The organism is Kitasatospora phosalacinea, from assembly GCF_030268885.1.
Lineage (GTDB): Bacteria > Actinomycetota > Actinomycetes > Streptomycetales > Streptomycetaceae > Kitasatospora > Kitasatospora phosalacinea_C.
On sequence record NZ_BSSA01000013.1, the window covers coordinates 83,691 to 98,973 of the forward strand.

At 73.8% G+C, this 15,283-nt stretch carries 15 protein-coding genes; 11 read left to right on the forward strand and 4 right to left on the reverse strand.

Annotated elements, in window-relative coordinates; all coding sequences use genetic code 11:
- Positions 1 to 379: 379 nt before the first annotated feature.
- Complete coding sequence (locus QSK52_RS19865) at positions 380 to 2,317, forward strand: RDD family protein (RefSeq protein ID WP_285737437.1); 1,938 nt, start codon at positions 380 to 382, stop codon at positions 2,315 to 2,317.
- A gap of 129 nt (positions 2,318 to 2,446) precedes the next feature.
- Positions 2,447 to 3,151: an RDD family protein gene (locus tag QSK52_RS19870; protein WP_285737438.1), complete on the forward strand. Its 705-nt coding sequence runs from the start codon at positions 2,447 to 2,449 to the stop codon at positions 3,149 to 3,151.
- Positions 3,152 to 3,270: 119 nt separating this feature from the next.
- Here QSK52_RS19870 and QSK52_RS19875 read toward each other — a convergent pair whose 3' ends face one another.
- Positions 3,271 to 3,525, reverse strand: coding sequence for a hypothetical protein (locus tag QSK52_RS19875; protein WP_285737439.1), 255 nt, complete (start codon positions 3,523 to 3,525; stop codon positions 3,271 to 3,273).
- 383 nt (positions 3,526 to 3,908) lie between these two features.
- On the opposite strand from QSK52_RS19875, the gene QSK52_RS19880 reads away from it, so the two are divergent.
- The 7 genes from QSK52_RS19880 (at position 3,909) to QSK52_RS19910 (ending at position 9,758) form a co-directional block, all read left to right on the forward strand.
- Positions 3,909 to 4,598 carry an endonuclease V gene (locus QSK52_RS19880; RefSeq protein ID WP_285737440.1) on the forward strand — a complete coding sequence of 230 codons (690 nt, stop codon included), beginning with the start codon at positions 3,909 to 3,911 and terminating at the stop codon, positions 4,596 to 4,598.
- A gap of 141 nt (positions 4,599 to 4,739) precedes the next feature.
- Entirely contained in the window at positions 4,740 to 5,171 is a 432-nt protein-coding gene (locus tag QSK52_RS19885; protein ID WP_285737441.1) for a hypothetical protein, read from the forward strand.
- A 52-nt stretch (positions 5,172 to 5,223) separates the two neighbouring features.
- Positions 5,224 to 6,732, forward strand: a complete 1,509-nt coding sequence (locus QSK52_RS19890; RefSeq protein ID WP_285737442.1) for a WXG100 family type VII secretion target — start codon at positions 5,224 to 5,226, stop codon at positions 6,730 to 6,732.
- A 201-nt stretch (positions 6,733 to 6,933) separates the two neighbouring features.
- Positions 6,934 to 8,283 (forward strand): type VII secretion-associated serine protease mycosin, encoded by a 1,350-nt coding sequence (mycP, locus tag QSK52_RS19895; protein ID WP_285737443.1) that lies wholly within the window; start codon positions 6,934 to 6,936, stop codon positions 8,281 to 8,283.
- Positions 8,284 to 8,440: 157 nt separating this feature from the next.
- Positions 8,441 to 8,668 carry a hypothetical protein gene (locus QSK52_RS19900; RefSeq protein WP_285737444.1) on the forward strand — a complete coding sequence of 76 codons (228 nt, stop codon included), beginning with the start codon at positions 8,441 to 8,443 and terminating at the stop codon, positions 8,666 to 8,668.
- Between the two features lie 21 nt (positions 8,669 to 8,689).
- Positions 8,690 to 9,139 carry an HIT family protein gene (locus tag QSK52_RS19905; RefSeq protein WP_285737445.1) on the forward strand — a complete coding sequence of 150 codons (450 nt, stop codon included), beginning with the start codon at positions 8,690 to 8,692 and terminating at the stop codon, positions 9,137 to 9,139.
- Positions 9,140 to 9,218: 79 nt separating this feature from the next.
- The gene (locus QSK52_RS19910; protein WP_285737446.1) at positions 9,219 to 9,758 is read left to right on the forward strand and encodes a DinB family protein; all 540 of its coding nucleotides are present in this window, start codon (positions 9,219 to 9,221) and stop codon (positions 9,756 to 9,758) included.
- Between the two features lie 2 nt (positions 9,759 to 9,760).
- On the opposite strand, the gene QSK52_RS19915 is transcribed toward QSK52_RS19910, so the two are convergent.
- On the reverse strand, positions 9,761 to 10,861 hold the full coding sequence (locus QSK52_RS19915; protein WP_285737447.1) for a DUF2332 domain-containing protein: 1,101 nt from the start codon (positions 10,859 to 10,861) through the stop codon (positions 9,761 to 9,763).
- 263 nt (positions 10,862 to 11,124) lie between these two features.
- On the reverse strand, positions 11,125 to 11,511 hold the full coding sequence (locus tag QSK52_RS19920) for a hypothetical protein (protein WP_285737448.1): 387 nt from the start codon (positions 11,509 to 11,511) through the stop codon (positions 11,125 to 11,127).
- A gap of 306 nt (positions 11,512 to 11,817) precedes the next feature.
- Between QSK52_RS19920 and QSK52_RS19925 the strand changes: the two genes are divergently transcribed.
- Positions 11,818 to 13,170, forward strand: a complete 1,353-nt coding sequence (locus QSK52_RS19925) for a cation diffusion facilitator family transporter (RefSeq protein WP_285737449.1) — start codon at positions 11,818 to 11,820, stop codon at positions 13,168 to 13,170.
- A 207-nt stretch (positions 13,171 to 13,377) separates the two neighbouring features.
- On the opposite strand, the gene QSK52_RS19930 is transcribed toward QSK52_RS19925, so the two are convergent.
- A complete protein-coding gene (locus QSK52_RS19930) occupies positions 13,378 to 13,920 on the reverse strand; it encodes a hypothetical protein (protein ID WP_285737450.1) in 543 nt (180 codons plus the stop codon).
- A gap of 317 nt (positions 13,921 to 14,237) precedes the next feature.
- Here QSK52_RS19930 and QSK52_RS19935 point away from each other — a divergent pair, with 317 nt between their 5' ends.
- Entirely contained in the window at positions 14,238 to 15,269 is a 1,032-nt protein-coding gene (locus QSK52_RS19935) for a type IV toxin-antitoxin system AbiEi family antitoxin domain-containing protein (RefSeq protein WP_285737451.1), read from the forward strand.
- Positions 15,270 to 15,283 lie beyond the last annotated feature (14 nt).

Here is a 15,283-nt window from a genome sequence, read left to right on the forward strand (position 1 = left end):
ATTCGGCCCCGCACCGGTCGAGAGCGCGGTCGCCCCGGACTCTTACACGGGTTGCGCGAGTTCCCGCGGAACTTTTTTCCGGCCGCGCCCGGCAGAACCTTTTCCGCCCCGTCCCGGTTGTTCCGGGCGGGAACACCGGAACAACCGGAGCCGCCCGACCGCTGCTCCGCCACCGCCCCCGGAACGGCCCCGGCCGTCCCGGGCGCACCTGCCGTACCACGTGTCCCCGCTCGTTACACGAGTTCCGGTGAACCCGGGGGACGAGGTCGTTCGAGGTACTACCCTTTGTGACTGCCCGGCGACTCTCCGCCCGCGGCTCCCCCATGCACGTCCGCACACCCGCACGCCGCGGTGCCGGTACGAAGGAAGACGCGACGCCATGACGGACCGGCCCTCCACCGCAGGCTCGATGCCCGGCGCGACCCTGGCCGGGGACGCCGGAGCCCCCGGCTACTACCCCGACCCCTCGGTGCCCGGCTTCGTCCGCTACTGGGCCGGCCATGCCTGGGTCCCCGGCACCAGCCGCCCCGCCCCCGCCCCCGGCGAACCGCTCGACCCGCCGCGCTTCGTCGCCCGCTACCTCACCGCGCCCCCGTACGGCCTCCCGCCCGGCCCGGCCCCCGCGAACCCGGCCCCCGCGAACCCGGCGGCGGCCGGGCCCGGGGCGGGAGCGGGGGCGGCGGCGGGGGTGTCCGCGGGGTCGGTGGTCGAGACCGGGCCGATCTACCTGGACGAGACCGGGGCGCAGGCGCTCTTCACCATGCCCGTCCACCCCGGGGCGGGCGGTCCCGGGGCGGGAGGGGACGGGGCGGGAGGGGACGGGGTGACGGCCGACGCGGCGGCCGGTGGGGCGGCGGACTCCGGGCCGGGAGCGCTGGAGGTCCGGCCCCGCAGCGAGGTGGAGTCGCTGCGCCCCGTCGAGGTGGCCCCCTGGGCGGTCGCCGGTAACGGGCTGCAACCGGTCGCGGCCGAGTCCTGGGCCACCGCGGCCGCGCTGCACCTGGGCAGCGGGGGAGCGGGCGTGCCGGTCGGCGCTGTCGTCGCGCCGCGGAAGGGGCGGGACGCCCGGGACGACGGCCGGGACGGCGCCAGGAGCGGGCGGGGCGCGCGGTCGGCCCGGGAGGTGCGGGAGGTGGAGGCCGCCGCCCGGCCGCTGGAACTGGCCGGGCCCGCGGTCACCGTCGAGCCGGAGTCCGGCCTCGGCGCGGCGATGCCGCCGCGGGCCGCGCAGCCGCTCGGGGGGACGCCCTGGCACGGAGCCGCCGCCGGGGAGGGGATCGGCGGCGGCGACGGTTCGGTGGGGTTGGTGGCCTCGCCGGGGGCGCTGTTCGAACCGGTGCCGTCGGCGGGGCCGGCGGAGTCGGAGCCGCCGGTGGAGTCGGTGGAGCCGGTGGAGTCGGCGGAACCCGGGCGGCCGTCGGCCGAGCCGCGGTCGGACGCGCTGCCGCAGCCGCGGTCGGCCGACTCCGCCTCGGGGTGGCGGGCCGACCCGCGGGCGCAGCGCGGGCTGATGGAGACGGGCGGGGCGCCGCGCTGGGTGTCCTGGGGCGTCGACCCGGAGCCCGGTGCCGGTGCCGGGGGCGCCCCCGTACCGGAGCAGGCCCCGGCGACGGTCGAGGCCGAGCGGCCCGGGCGGGAGCCGCGGGCGGCGCACGTCACCAGCGAGCGGGTCCGTCCGCCGCGCCGGGACGGGGGGCCCGGCGCCGCTGAGGGCGCTGCTCCGGCTGCCGCTGCTGCCGCGACCACCGCCACCGCGACCGCGACCGCGACCACCGCCACTGCCGCCGCCAGCGCCAAGAAGCGGCGTACCGGGGCCCCGGCGCCGGTACCCGCGGGAGTGGGGGCGCGGGCGCTCGCGTGGCTGGTGGACGGCGCGGTCACGGCGGTGGTCGGCGCGGCCGTCGCGGTGCCGCTGGCCGGGACGGTGCGGGCGCACGTCCAGTCGAAGATCGACCAGGCCGCACTGGTCGCCAGCATGACGGGCCGTCAGCGCCAGGTGTGGCTGCTGGACGGGACGGTGCTGGGTCGGGTGGGCGTGCTGCTCGGGGTGCTGCTGGTGTTCGGGCTGCTCTACCAGGTGCTGCCGATCGCCCGGACCGGCCAGACCTTCGGCAAGCGGCTGGCCCGGGTCAGGGTGGTCGCCGCGGGCGGGACGGGCGCGCCGGGCTTCGGCCGCTCCCTGCTGCGCTGGCTGGTGCGCGGGCTGGGCACCGTCGTCCTGCTCGGTCCGCTCGCCGCGCTGCTGGACCGTCCGGCCCGGCGCGGCTGGCACGACCGGGTGGCGCGGACCAGGGCGGTGCGGGCGGAGCGGGGCTGACGTCCGGGGCGGTGCGGGGCTGACCTCCGGGGGGTGCGGGCAGCGGTCCGGCCCGGGGCGGGCGGCGAAACGGGCGGAAACGGATCAAATATCCCAACATCGTAGTATTCGCGGTGTTCTACTCGTGCCATGAGCACCAGCGACCCCTCCGGAACCGAGCCGGAGGAGGGCGGACGGCCTTCCTTCGACAAGCAGCCCCCGTCGCCGGGCAGCCCGTACGACACCCCGCCCGGCTACGGCGGCCAGTACGGCGCCCCGGCCGACTCGGGCTCCCCCTACGACACCCCGCCCCCCGGCTACGGCCCCCCGCCCGGCGGTCCGGTCGGCTCGGGGGGCCCCGGCGCTCCCGGCGGCCCCGGCGACCCGTACGGCTCGCCCTACGGCGCGCCCGGGCCCGGCCCCGTTCCCGGGATGCCCCCGCTCGGCGGCTGGGGAGCGCGGATCCTCGCCCGGGTGGTCGACTACCTGTTGGTGCAGGTGATCGCCATCGTGGTGCTGCTCCCGTTCCTCCACTTCAACGAGCGCAACGGCTGGGCCGGCTCCTTCTGGCTCGGCGGCGCGATCTACCTGGTGTACGAGGGCCTGATGCTCAGTCGGGACGGGCAGACCCTCGGCAAGAAGCTGATGAAGGTCCGGGTCGCCATGCTCGCCGACGGCTCCTCCCCCACCCCCTCCGCCGCCTGGACCCGCGCCGCGGTCTTCATCTTCCCCGCGCTGATCTGCTGCGGCGGCCTCTGGTGGATCGTCGACGGCCTGTTCGGCGTCTTCGACAAGCCCTACCGCCAGTGCATCCACGACAAGGCGGCCAAGACCGTGGTGGTCTCCACCGCCTGACCTCTCCTCCACCCCACTGGGCCCCGGGCGCGCGGCAGCCGTTGACCTGCCGCGGGCCCGGGAGTCTTCGCGTGTCCTCGTGCGTCCTCGGGCGTCCTCGCGTCGGTGCGCGCCCCGCCTCAGCGCCCCTGGTGCGCGTACACCGGCTCCCGGGCGGCGGACGGCGCGGGCTGCGCCCTCTCCCGCGACGCGGTGGCGACCGCCCGCGACGGCGGCAGGCGGCGGGCCGCGACGGGGGACAGCAGGACGGCGGACAGCGTGCCGAGCGCGACGGCGAAGCCGACCAGCACCGCGATCCGCCACACCCCCGACTCCCCGGACACGGCCAGCAGCGCCACCGCGGCCACCACCGCGACCAGCGTGCCGACACCCAACTGCAGGGCACTGAAACGACTTCCGGACACCAACGCGGAAGCCCGGGACGCGGCAACGGCACGGGACGGAACGGCGGGGCGCGGCATGGCGGTCGACCCTTCGCGCGGAGCGGGAGCGGGAGCGGGAACGGGAACGGGAACGGCGAGCGGTGCAGAACGGTAAGTACAGCCTAACCGCCAGGAGTTGCCCTACTCCGGGGCACGGGGGGCGCACGGACTCACTCCCGGCGGTCGCACTGCCGCACCCGGCGTGCGCGACCGCCCGCTAACGTGCGTGCGTACGGACAACCGCGGGGCACCGAGGGGCGCACCGTCCTCCGCGTCCGTTCCTGTTCCTCCCCCCTGTTCCTGACCCGTCCCCGTCGCTGACCACCGGAGCCGCCATGACCGTCCCCGCCGACTGGCCCACCACGGCCGAGGCCGCCCGTGCCGAACAGGAACGCCTGCGTCCCCTGGTCGTCCCCGAAGGCCCCGAACCGCCGCGCCGCCCCGGCACGTTGATCGCCGGGGTCGATGTCGCCTACGACGACGAACGCGACGTCGTCGCCGCCGCGGCCGTCCTCCTCGACTACGCCACCCTCGACGTCGTCGAACAGGCCACCGCCGTCGGCCGGGTCGCCTTCCCCTACCTCCCCGGCCTCCTCGCCTTCCGCGAACTCCCCGCCGTCCTCGACGCCCTGTCCCGCCTCACCCGCACCCCGCACCTCGTCGTCTGCGACGGCTACGGCCTCGCCCACCCCCGCCGCCTCGGCCTCGCCAGCCACCTCGGCGTCCACACCGGCCTCCCCACCCTCGGCATCGCCAAGAACCCCTTCACCTTCACCCACCAGCCCCCCGCCGACCACCGCGGCGCCTGGTCCCCCCTCCTCGACGGCCCCACCCCCGTCGGCCGCGCCCTGCGCACCCGCCAGGGCGTCAAGCCCGTCTTCCTCTCCGTCGGCCACCGCATCGGCCTCGACGAAGCCACCGCCGTCACCCTCGCCCTCACCCCCTCCTACCGCCTCCCCGAAACCACCCGCCGCGCCGACGCCCTCTGCCGCCAGGCCCTCGCCGCCACGGCTCCCGCTCCCTGATCCCACCCGCACCCACCAGGGGGCGTGTTGACAGCCCGTTCCATGTGTTAGACATAGAGATTGGAGCCAACTTTCTTACAGGCCCCAGGCGGTCGAGCAGGAGTCGCGCGGGGCAGCAGGTACGGGGGAGGTACGAGACACATGACTACGGGCGGCAACGGCTTCCAGGTGGAGGTCGACAACCTGCGGGCGTTCGCGTCCCAAGTGCGCGGCTTGCTGAGCGAGTTCGAGAGCGGTGCGGGCAAGTCCGCGGTGTACGGGGCGAGCGGTGTCGGCTCGGGGGCCTTCGGGAGCTTCGGTGAGGCGCAGGAGCTGAGTGCGTCGTACAACATGGTGCGCGTCCGACTGAGCAACATCCTGGCTCAGATCCAAGAGACCATCGATGTGGCGCAGCAGAACGCGGACCACACTGCGATGAACTACGAGGAGCACGAGCAGGACACCAGCAAGCGCATGACGATGGCGCAGGACGGGTGGGCCACCACCTGGAGCCAGGCCGAGCTGAACGCACAGCAGACCTCTGCCAATGTGCCGCAGAGCCAACCGACGACCACGGCGAGGCCGCAGTGGTGAAGGCGCGGAAGATCCAGGGAACGGACGAAGGACGGGGGGCTCCACAATGAGGATGCTGGACCAGGGCGGCGACGGCGGCGGCGCGTACACCGACTTCTCCGCCCACAGTCACGCCGAGTTGATCTCTATGGTGCACTCGCTGGATTCCGGCTCGGTCATGGCAGCAGCCGATCCTTGGCGGCGAGCCCATGAGACGCTGACCCGGATTCAGGCTTCGCTGGCGACTGCCACCAGTGATGCCACCAGCACCTGGCAGGGAAGCACCAGCGATGCTTTCCATCAGCACATGACCGAGTTGGCAAACAACGTTGGCAAGGCGGCTGAGAGCACGCACTATACCGCCACCGTGCTGCAGGAGTTGTCGAAGTCGATCGACCAGGCGAAGGCCGATATGCCCGAGGAGCCAGGCTTCTGGGACAAGGTCGGTGACAGTGTCAGCGACGTGGCCAAGGAATCGGTTGGAGTCGACGACGCGGACACCCAGCACAGCATCACCGAATCGCGCAAGCAAGAGGCGGTTGGAGTGATGCAGGTGCTGGCAGCCAAGTACAGCGTCGCCACCAGTTCTCTGGGGAGGTTCGGGCTTTATGACGATGACCCGAACGCGGCGAAGCAACTGACACCGCCGAGCGACGGTGCTGCGGGGTTCATCGCGGCAATCGCCGGTGTCACTGCGGGTTCCTTCCAGGGGAGCACCCGAACGGTTGCTCCCTCTGGTTCGCAGACTTCACTCAAGGGTTCGTCGAGTAGCCGACCTCCCCAGGCTCCGAAGATCCAGCCCACCGTAATCCGTCCGACCGATGCGGGAATCTCCGGCGGTACGGCTAATGCGCTTCCCCAGCCGAAGGGCCCCGGTACGGGGATCGACGGTATTCAGGGTGGTGTCCAGGGCGGTGCGCGTGGAGGTACCACGACGGTCGGTGGCCCCGGCAGCGTGCATGGTCCGGTCGCCGGTGGCGGCGGAGGTGGACTGGCCGGTGGTGGCACCACCGGCGGCCTGATCGGCCAGGGTGGGGGAACCCTGATGGGTGGCACCGGTCTCGGTGGTAGCCGCGCTGGGTTCAGCGGCAACAGCGTTTCCAAGGCCGGGACGTTTGGCGCCAATGGTCTGAGCAGCAGTTCCGGTGCGGGTGGCACGGCGTCCGGTGGTGCCAATGGTGCCGGTGGGCGGGCTGGCGGCGTGGGTGGCGGTATGGGCGGTGGTGCCGGTGCGGGTGGTGCCGGTGGCGGGGGCCTCAAGGGGCGTTCCGGTAGCGGTCTGACCGGCAAGGCCGGCGGTGTCGTCGGTGAGGCCGCGCAGGGCGGTGCCGGTGGGCGGTCCTTCTCGCAGGGCGGCTCCGGTATCGGTCGGAGCCGCTTCGGCCAAGGTGCCGCAGGTGGCGCCGGTCAGGCGGCCGGTGGCGCGGGCCAGGGCGGTGCGGCCGGGCACGGCGGCATGGCCGGTCACGGGCAGGGCAGCAAGCGGGCCAAGAAGGGCACGTCGGACCGCCCGGACTACCTGGTGGAGGACGAGGAGACCTGGGCCTCCGGCGAGAAGGCCAACCCGAACGTGGTGGAATGACGTTCGGTCAGTAGAACAGTCGGACATGACCTGGCCGCCCTGCAGATCCGAGGGTCTGCGGGGCGGCCGCTCAACGAGGGGTGACGAGGCTTGACGACCAGCCGATCCGTGCGCGGTCTGGCCGCGCTTGCTGCGGGAGCCCTGTTGTGGGGCGTGAGCGCCGGGACTGCCGCAGCGGACCAGGACCGTGAGCAGCAGTGGGTGCTGAAGAACTACAGCCCGGACGTGAAGGTCTGGCCCATCAGCCAGGGCGAAGGCGTGACTGTTGCGGTTATTGATACTGGCGTTGATGCCAGTCATCCGGACCTTTCCGGACAGGTCCTCCCTGGTCTGGATCTCACCGGTTCTGGTGGTGATGGGCGTACCGACGAAAAAGGTCATGGTACGGCCATGGCTTCCAATATTGCTGCGCACGGCCACGGCGGCGATGCGGGAGTGATGGGGCTTGCTCCCAAGGCAAAGATCCTCCCGATAAAGATCGACCTCGGGGACAAGATGCAGCTTGGGGAGGGGGTGGATTACGGGAGCCTCGCCAAGGCGGTTCGATACGCGGTTGATCACAACGCGAAAGTCATCAATATGTCCTTCGGTGGAGGTGGAGGTGCACCGAAGGAGTTCAAGGATGCAATCAACTATGCGATCCAGAAAGACGTTGTGCTGGTCGCTGCTACTGGAAACGAGGGCGCCCCTCTTCCTTCCTTTCCTGCAGGATTCCCCGGCGTAGTTGCGGTTTCGGGGGTGACGGAGAGCGGCGATATTTGGAAGGGTTCAAACACGGGCCCGCAGGTTACGCTTGCTGCTCCGGCTGGTGACATCCATCACGCTGGCCTCAATCATGGGTATGCGACTGCTTCTGGAACTTCCGACTCCACGGCTTTTGTGTCCGCAATTGCTGCGCTCGTGCGCTCGAAGTACCCCAATCTTTCAGCGGGCCAGGTCATCAACCGGATGACCAGTAGTGCGTTCCACCCGGAGGGCAAGGGGACCTTCCCGAACGACAAGTACGGGTACGGCATCGCGTCTCCGTCGGGGGCACTGGCCGAGAACCCCGCGGTGGACAACGGGCCGAAGGAGAACCCTCTGCTCAACCGGGCGGAGCCGGACTGGGCCAACATCGACAGTCCTGTCGCCTCGCCGTCCGCCGGGGCCTCGAAGCCTGCGACGGGCGGGGCCAAGACGCCCTCGAACGGTGGCAGCTCGACTGCTCCGCAGGCGAGTGGTGACTCGGACAGCAAGAGCAGCACCGGGATGCTGATCGCGATCGGCGGCGGTGTCATCGCCGTGATCGTGGTCGTGGTGATCATCGTGCTGGTGCGCCGCTCCAAGAACGGCAACAACGGCGGTGGCCCGGGCGGCCCCGGTGGGTCGGGGGTGCCGGGCGGGCCGGGTGGGCCCGGGGCGCCGGGGTACGGGTATCAGCAGCCGCAGCAGGTGGCGGGGTACGGGCATCCGCAGGGGCAGGCGCAGCCGGGGTACCCGCCGCAGCAGCAGGGTGGGCAGCCGGGGTATCCGGTGCAGCCGCCGGCCGGCGGGAATCCGTACCAGGGCTGAGGTTCGGTGGGTGGACGGCCCCTCGTGGGGCGGCTGGGTGGGGCCCGGTCGCTCTGCGGGGGGCCGTTGGTGTGTGGAGGGCGGGTGGGGGACACGCCGCGGATGGGGGAGGGTGTTCGGGCGGGGTGGGGGTGGTGGGGTAGGAGATGGCGGGAGTGTGGTCGTCGGATACCCGGAGGTGGTTGCTGTGGTGCGGTGGAAGTCCGTGGTGGCGGGGTTGGTCGTGGTGGTGGCGGGTGCGGTGGGGGCGTCGGGGGTGGCGGCGGCCGAGGGGGTGCAGGACGAGCGGCAGCGGGAGGTGTGCGAGCGGTTGCTGGACGGGTTGTTGCCGGGGTTGGTGCCGACGTCCTCGGTGTGTGCGGTGAACGGGGTGGGGCAGGGCTGAGGACGGCCGTAGGGTGGGGGGATGACGGGTGGGGAGTGTTACGCGTGCGCCCGGGAGGGCGAGTTCGAGCGGTTGCCGGCGTACGAGCGGATCGCGGCGGACGAGCACTGGCGGGTGGTGCACGCGGTGGACTGCGCGTTGCCGGGGTGGCTGGTGCTGCTGCCCCGGCGGCATCTGGAGTCTATGGCGGAGCTGAGTGACGCCGAGGCGGCTTCGCTGGGGGTGTGGCAGGTGCGCTTGGCGCGGGCGCTGGCGGTGGTGACGGGGTGCCGGAAGGCGTACGTGGCGCAGTTCGGGGAGGCGGAGGGGTTTGCGCACGTGCACTTCCACGTGGTGCCGCGGGGGGAGGAGTGGCCGGTGGAGTGGCGGGGGCCGCGGGTGTTCGGGTTGTTGGGGGCGGGGGAGCGGGCGGTGCCGGTGGAGCGGATGGAGGAGCTGGCCGGGCGGTTGGCCGCCGTGCTGGGGGAGTGAGGGCGGGTGGCGGAATGTCGACGGCGGCTGGCGTTCTCGCTGCTGGTGGGGCGGGTGGCGGGTCGGCCATGCTGGGCTCATGATCACTCCTGACACCAAGGACTGGACCTGGGTCCTCGAGCGTCCCTGCGCCGACTGCGGCCTGGACACCCCTGCGGTCGCCTTCGAGGCGGTGCCGGGCATGGTGCGTGCGAACGCGGAGTTCTGGGTCGCCCTGCTGGGCGGCGACGGGGCGGTGCTGCGCGAGCGGCCGGCGCCGGGGGTGTGGTCGCCGCTCGAGTACGCCTGCCACGTCCGGGACGTGTTCCGGCTGTTCGACGTGCGGCTGCGGTTGATGCTGGACGAGGACGGCCCGCTGTTCGCCAACTGGGACCAGGACGCCACCGCCGTCGAGGAGCGCTACCACGAGCAGGACCCGGCCGTGGTCGCCGTCGAACTGGCGGCGGCCGGGGAGCAGTTGGCGCGTTCCTTCGAGTCGGTGGCGGAGGCCGACCGGCAGCGCACCGGGAACCGCAGCGACGGCGCCCGGTTCACCGTGGAGTCCTTCGCCCGCTACCTGATCCACGACCCGGTGCACCACCGCTACGACGTCACCGGGCTGGCGCACCAGGCGAGTTGACCCTAGATCGGACGCAGGGCGGGGTCGTCCTGCTCCAGGGTGCGGGCGGGCAGGCCGTGCGGCCTGGCCTCGGCGAGCGTCTGCTGCGGGCCGGTGCCGAGCCGGGCGGTGAGCAGGAAGCGGTGGGTGGCGCCGACCCGGCGGGGCTCGAAGGCGAGGTGGAGGAACGGGGCGGCGGGGGTCGAGGCGGCCGCCAGCCGGGCCAACTCGCCTTCCACGGACCGCCATTCCTCGGCGGGGACGTACTGCCGCATGATCGAGTGCCAGACCACCGTGAGCGCGCCCTCGGCGGTCCCGACGTCGCGCAGGAAGGCGGCCGCGCCGAGCCGTTCGACCGGGGCGGGCGTCTCCGCGGCGAGGGCGAGGGCGCCGTTCAGCCGCTGCACGCGCGGGAGTTGGTCCGCCCACAGGTAGGCGCGCAGGGCCAGGGCGCCGTCGGCGGAGCGGGGGTCGATCGGAGTGGGGTCGCAGCCGCGCCGCTCCGTCACCCGCTGGAGCGGGGCGCCGGGCAGCCAGGCGGGCGGCTCGCCCTGCCAGGCGTCGGCGAGGACGACGGGGGAGTCCGGCGGGCCGTACGAGAAGCCCGCGGAGGTGCAGCGGAACCGGTCGGCGAGGAGGTTGAGGCCCGCGCTGGAGCCGAGTTCGTGCAGTCGCACCGGGAGGGGCGGGGCGGCGGCGAGCTGCTGCTGGGCCCAGGCGAGGCCGGTGAGCAGCAGGTTGGCCCGGCCGACCTCGTTGGTCTGCGGCGGGCGGGTGAGCCACTCGCGGACGAACGGCAGGTGGTCGGCGACGGCGGCGCGGAAGGCGGGCCAGGGGACGTCCGGGTCGGCGGGGTCGAAGTGCCCGCCGACGCTGGGGTAGTGCGCGGCGAGGTCGGGGGCCAGGTCGGACAGCACCAGGGCGTGCACGGCGCCGAGCAGGCGCAGGGCGACGGCGTCCGGGCCGGGGGCGTCCTCGTGTCCGGCGATCGCCTCCGCGCACGGCCCGCCCGCGGCGAGGTCCTCGGCGGCCCGGCGCAGCAGGGCGGCGGACAGCGGTGAGCCCAACTCGGCGCAGGAGTCCGCCTGGTGGCGGAACATGGCGGCGGCGTGGGCGAGCGGCATCCCGGGGTCTCCGTTCTGGTCGGTCGGGCCGACGGTGATCGGCCGCCCCCATCCTTCGCCCGCCGGGCGCGCGGGGGGTAGTGCGCCGGGGGTGATCTCGATCACCGGCCCTTCGGGTGCGACCGGCCCGGGCGGGGGAGGAGCGGCGACCGGCCCGGTGGCCGCGGTCCGCGCCCGGGGGAGCGCCGTCGGCGGTCGAGGCGACCCGGGGGCGTGCGGCCCGCTCCGTGCGCCCGTCGGGTGCGGGGAGCGGGGCGGCGGGGTCACCAGTCGGTGGCACGCCTGCGGTGGGTCTGGCGGAGCTGGCTGGTGATGCTGGCGGTGTCGCCGCCCACCACGTCCGCGATCTCGGGGGTGGCCAGGCCGACCACGTAGTGCAGGATCGCCAGGTCCTCGTCGCCGTCCACGTCGGGACGCAGACCGGCGGGTTCGGCGAGCCCGTGCTGCTCGGTGACGGTGTCGCGGAGGATCTGCCAGGCCTCGGCGGCCGGGTTCGGGCTCTCCAGGACGGTCGGCCACACCGAGGCGATCGCGTGCAGGGCGAGCCGGACCACCCGGTGGGCGGCCCCCGGCTCCTGGAACCAGACCCGGGCGTAGCTCTGGTACCTGGGCTCGTGGAGCTCGCAGAAGGCGGCGAACTCGACGGACACGTGCGGGAGTTCGGTGGACCGATCAGCGGATGCCGAGTCTGCGGCCGGGACATGACGGTCAGTCACATCAGCTGCCTCTCGATCTGGGTCCGGACGGGGAGCGTCAGCGCTCACTCTAGGCCCTCGGGTGGGTGCTGTGGGTGACAAGTCTGCTGAGATGCCCGGAGCCGGAGCGGATTCGGGCCGTTGTGTGACGACACGTCAGCAAATGCCGCCCGCCGAGTGCAGCTGCGAGGGCATCGCACCTGGTCAGAGGTGGTACATCGGCAGTGGCTGCAGGGGAGTTGGTGTGCCACTGTAAGCCGCATGGGTGAACGCTGGAACGGCGACGGGACTCACCTCCACGGGCGAATCCCGGGCCACGGGCATGACCACCATCACACACCGGACCGGCCGGAGCTCCCCGGCCGCGAGCCCCACGACCACCACCACCCGCCCGGCGGCACCGCCCCCGGAGCGGAAACTTCCACCGCGGATCGGCGCACGGAGCACCGGCACGCGCCCCACGCCACGCGCCACCACCGGCAGCACCGGCACGACGACCACGGCCACCACGGTCACGATCACGGCCACGGCCACGGTCACGATCACGGCCACCACGGTCACGATCACGGCCACGGCCACGGTCACGATCACGGCCACCACGGCCAAGAGCACGATCACGGCCACGGCCACGACCACGGCGGCCACGACCACGGCGGTCACGGCCACCCGGGCCTGCGGCACCGCCTGGCGCACCTGCTGCGCCCGCACTCGCACGACGCCGCCGACCGGGTCGACGCGGCGCTGGAGTCCTCCGCCGAGGGCCTGCGCACGCTCTGGGTCTCGCTGCTGGTGCTGGGCGCGACGGCCGCCGCGCAGGCGGTGATCGCGGCGCTGTCGGGCTCGGTGGCGCTGCTCGGCGACACCGTGCACAACGCCGCGGACGCGCTGACCGCCGTCCCGCTGGCCGTGGCGTTCCTGCTGGGGCGGCGGGCGGCGAACCGCAGCTACACGTACGGGTACGGGCGGGCCGAGGACCTGGCGGGCGTCGCGGTGGTGCTGGCGGTGGCGGCGTCCTCGCTGGTGGCGGGGTGGACGGCGGTGCAGCGGCTGCTGGACCCGCAGCCGGTGGGGCACCTGTGGGCGGTGGCCGCCGCGGCCCTCGCGGGGTGCGTCGGCAACGAGTGGGTGGCCCGCTACCGGATCGCCACCGGCCGCCGGATCGGCTCCGCGGCCCTGGTCGCGGACGGCCTGCACGCCCGCACCGACGGGCTGACCTCGCTGGCGGTGCTGCTCGGCGCCGGGGGCAGCGCGCTGGGCTGGCGGTACGCGGACCCGGTGGTGGGGCTGCTGATCACGGTGGCGATCCTGGGCGTGCTGCGCGGCACGGTGCGCGAGGTGGGCCGACGGCTGATGGACGCCGTCGACCCGGCCCTGCTGGACGCGGCGGAGCGCGAACTCGCGGCGGTGGACGGGGTGCGCGGGGTCGGCGCGGTGCGGATGCGCTGGATCGGCCACGCGCTGCGGGCCGAGGCGGACGTGGTGGTCGACGGCGCGCTGACGGTGGTGGCCGGCCACCAGGTCGCGGAGGCGGCCGAGCAGGCCCTGATCCGGGCCGTGCCCCGGCTGCTCGCGGCGACCGTGCACGTCGACCACGCCCCGGCCGAGGCGGCCTGACCGCGTCGGAGGGGCCGCCCGGTCGGCTGACGCACCGTCAGAAAGCCCACCGAGGGGGCTGGTAGGCCCCCTCGGCGGGCTTCTGCGGCCCTCGCGGAGCGGCCGGAGTCTTCTCGGGCGGCTCCGGCGCGTCCGGGCCGTCGACGGGCCGTCCAGCGCTTCCCCGTGCGCGCCGTCCAGCGCTCGCGCGCAGCGCTCCTGCGCCGCTCAGCGCTCGCGCGCCGCCCGGCCCGCCCGGCCCGCCCGGCCCGTCCGGTCGGACCGGTCCGCCTCCGCCGCCGACCGGACCGCTGCCTCCGCCGCCGTCCGGGCCTCCACCGCGGCCCGTGCCGCCGCGCTCTCGGCCGCCCGGGCGGCAGCCGCGACGCTGTCGGGTTCGCGGCGGGTCTGCTCGGGGATGCCGGCGCGCGGGTCGGTGCGGGCTTCGGCCCGGGTGGTCGCCTCGGTGGCTTCGAGGCTCTCGCGGGCGGCCAGGTACGCCTGCACCGCGGCGATGCCGTAGACCGGCTGGATGAGCTGGTGGCCCTTGAAGAAGGGCCGGGCGGGGGCGAAGCCGGCGGCGGTCACGAGTTCGCGGATCTCGGTTATCTCCGCTTCGCTGCGCGCCGTGAAACGCACTTCCCAGCCCTTCTTGTACGTACGTCCGTCCTCCCCGCCGCGCCGGGCGGGATCCGGTTGGCGGACGTAGCCGGGCAGGCGGCCGAGGCGTAGTCGGGCGGCGCGCTGGGCTGATGTCTCGTCGCGGGGCATGTGCCCGATGGTAGGCAATTCGGGGCGGTGGACGACGCCGGGGGCGGTGACGTTGGGTGTGTGGTCGGTCACGTGGGGTCAGATCGCCCAGGTCGGCGCCGCGGACTCGATGGGATCGCAATGCTGTGTCGATCCGATGAAAATCGGATAGTAGAAAACAAGTCCGATCTATTACGGCAGTGGAGTGAACATCCGATACGCCGAATGGGTGAGGGTATGGGGACTTTAGTGCGGAGCAGTCCCGGTTTGACGACGGTTGCGTAACAGGTCGTCAGGTCGGGGGCCGGCTGTCAGCGGTGCGGGGGAACGTGGACGTCATGAGCTACCGGATTCCGCAGCAGCCCGTGTCCCTCGAAGAACTCGCCCGGCGCCAGCAGAACGTGGTGACCGCCAGCCAGCTCCGCGCCCGCGGGGTGCCCGCCCGGATGGTGAGCGAGCACTGCCGCAGCGGCGGTCCCTGGCAGCGGCTGCTGCCACGGGTCTACCTGCTGCAGGAGGGCGCGCCCACGCCCGAGCAGCGGATGTGGGCCGCCCTGCTGTACGCGGCGCAGAACGGGCCGGCCGGGGACGGGGCCCGCGAGGGGGCGGTGATCACCGGGGCGGCGGCGCTGGCGCTGTACGGGTTCGTGTCGGTTCCGCGGCTGCCGGCCGTGCTCGGGGTGGAGGTGCTGGTGCCCCGGCAGCGCCGCCTGCGGGACGCCGGGCAGGTGCGGATCCGGCGCACCGGGCGGGAGCTGGAGGCCAGGTCGGTGCACGGGCTGGCGGTCGCCCCGGTGGCCCTGGCGGTGGCGGACGCGATCCGCGAGTGGAACGAGCGGGGCGCGTTCGAGTCCGGCCGGATCGGTCCGGGCCTGCTGCGGGCGCTGCTGCGCGAGGCGCTGGCCGGAGGGGGCGGCGGCTGCACGGCGGAGCAGCTGCTGGCCGAGCTGGCCGAGGCGCAGCTGCTCGCGGATCCCCGGGTGCGGGCCGCGGTGGACGAGCTGCTGGCGGCGCGCCGGGAGGCCGCGTTCGGCGAGCTGGTCGGGCTGGCGGTGGAGCTGGACCTGCCGGTGCCGCTGTGCGGCCCGGAGCTGCGGATGCGCGGCGGCACCTACGTCGCGGTGCCGGACCTGTACTGGCCGGAGGCGGCGGTGGCGGTGGAGGTCGACTCCGAGCTGCGCTGCGTCAGCGAGGGCGAGGCGGCCTGGGTGCGCGGCGGCCAGCACCGGATGGAGTACCTGGGGGTGCGGGTGGTGTACGTCTCCTCCGCCCGGCTCGCCGCCGAACGGGAGGCGGTCGGCGGCGAGTTGGCCGAGGCGTACGGGATCGGCGGGGAGGACGTGGTGGAGATGGTGGTCACCGACCGCTGAGCGGGGTCGAATTG

Excerpts from the sequence above, each read along its gene's own strand:
- QSK52_RS19890 (WP_285737442.1), top strand. The coding sequence starts at position 5,224 with ATGCTGGACCAGGGCGGCGACGGCGGCGGCGCGTACACCGACTTCTCC.
- QSK52_RS19880 (WP_285737440.1), top strand. The coding sequence starts at position 3,909 with ATGACCGTCCCCGCCGACTGGCCCACCACGGCCGAGGCCGCCCGTGCC.
- QSK52_RS19905 (WP_285737445.1), top strand. The coding sequence starts at position 8,690 with ATGACGGGTGGGGAGTGTTACGCGTGCGCCCGGGAGGGCGAGTTCGAG.
- QSK52_RS19885 (WP_285737441.1), top strand. The coding sequence starts at position 4,740 with ATGACTACGGGCGGCAACGGCTTCCAGGTGGAGGTCGACAACCTGCGG.
- QSK52_RS19870 (WP_285737438.1), top strand. The coding sequence starts at position 2,447 with ATGAGCACCAGCGACCCCTCCGGAACCGAGCCGGAGGAGGGCGGACGG.
- QSK52_RS19935 (WP_285737451.1), top strand. The coding sequence starts at position 14,238 with ATGAGCTACCGGATTCCGCAGCAGCCCGTGTCCCTCGAAGAACTCGCC.
- QSK52_RS19910 (WP_285737446.1), top strand. The coding sequence starts at position 9,219 with ATGATCACTCCTGACACCAAGGACTGGACCTGGGTCCTCGAGCGTCCC.
- QSK52_RS19925 (WP_285737449.1), top strand. The coding sequence starts at position 11,818 with ATGGGTGAACGCTGGAACGGCGACGGGACTCACCTCCACGGGCGAATC.
- QSK52_RS19930 (WP_285737450.1), bottom strand. The coding sequence starts at position 13,920 with ATGCCCCGCGACGAGACATCAGCCCAGCGCGCCGCCCGACTACGCCTC.
- QSK52_RS19865 (WP_285737437.1), top strand. The coding sequence starts at position 380 with ATGACGGACCGGCCCTCCACCGCAGGCTCGATGCCCGGCGCGACCCTG.
- QSK52_RS19915 (WP_285737447.1), bottom strand. The coding sequence starts at position 10,861 with ATGCCGCTCGCCCACGCCGCCGCCATGTTCCGCCACCAGGCGGACTCC.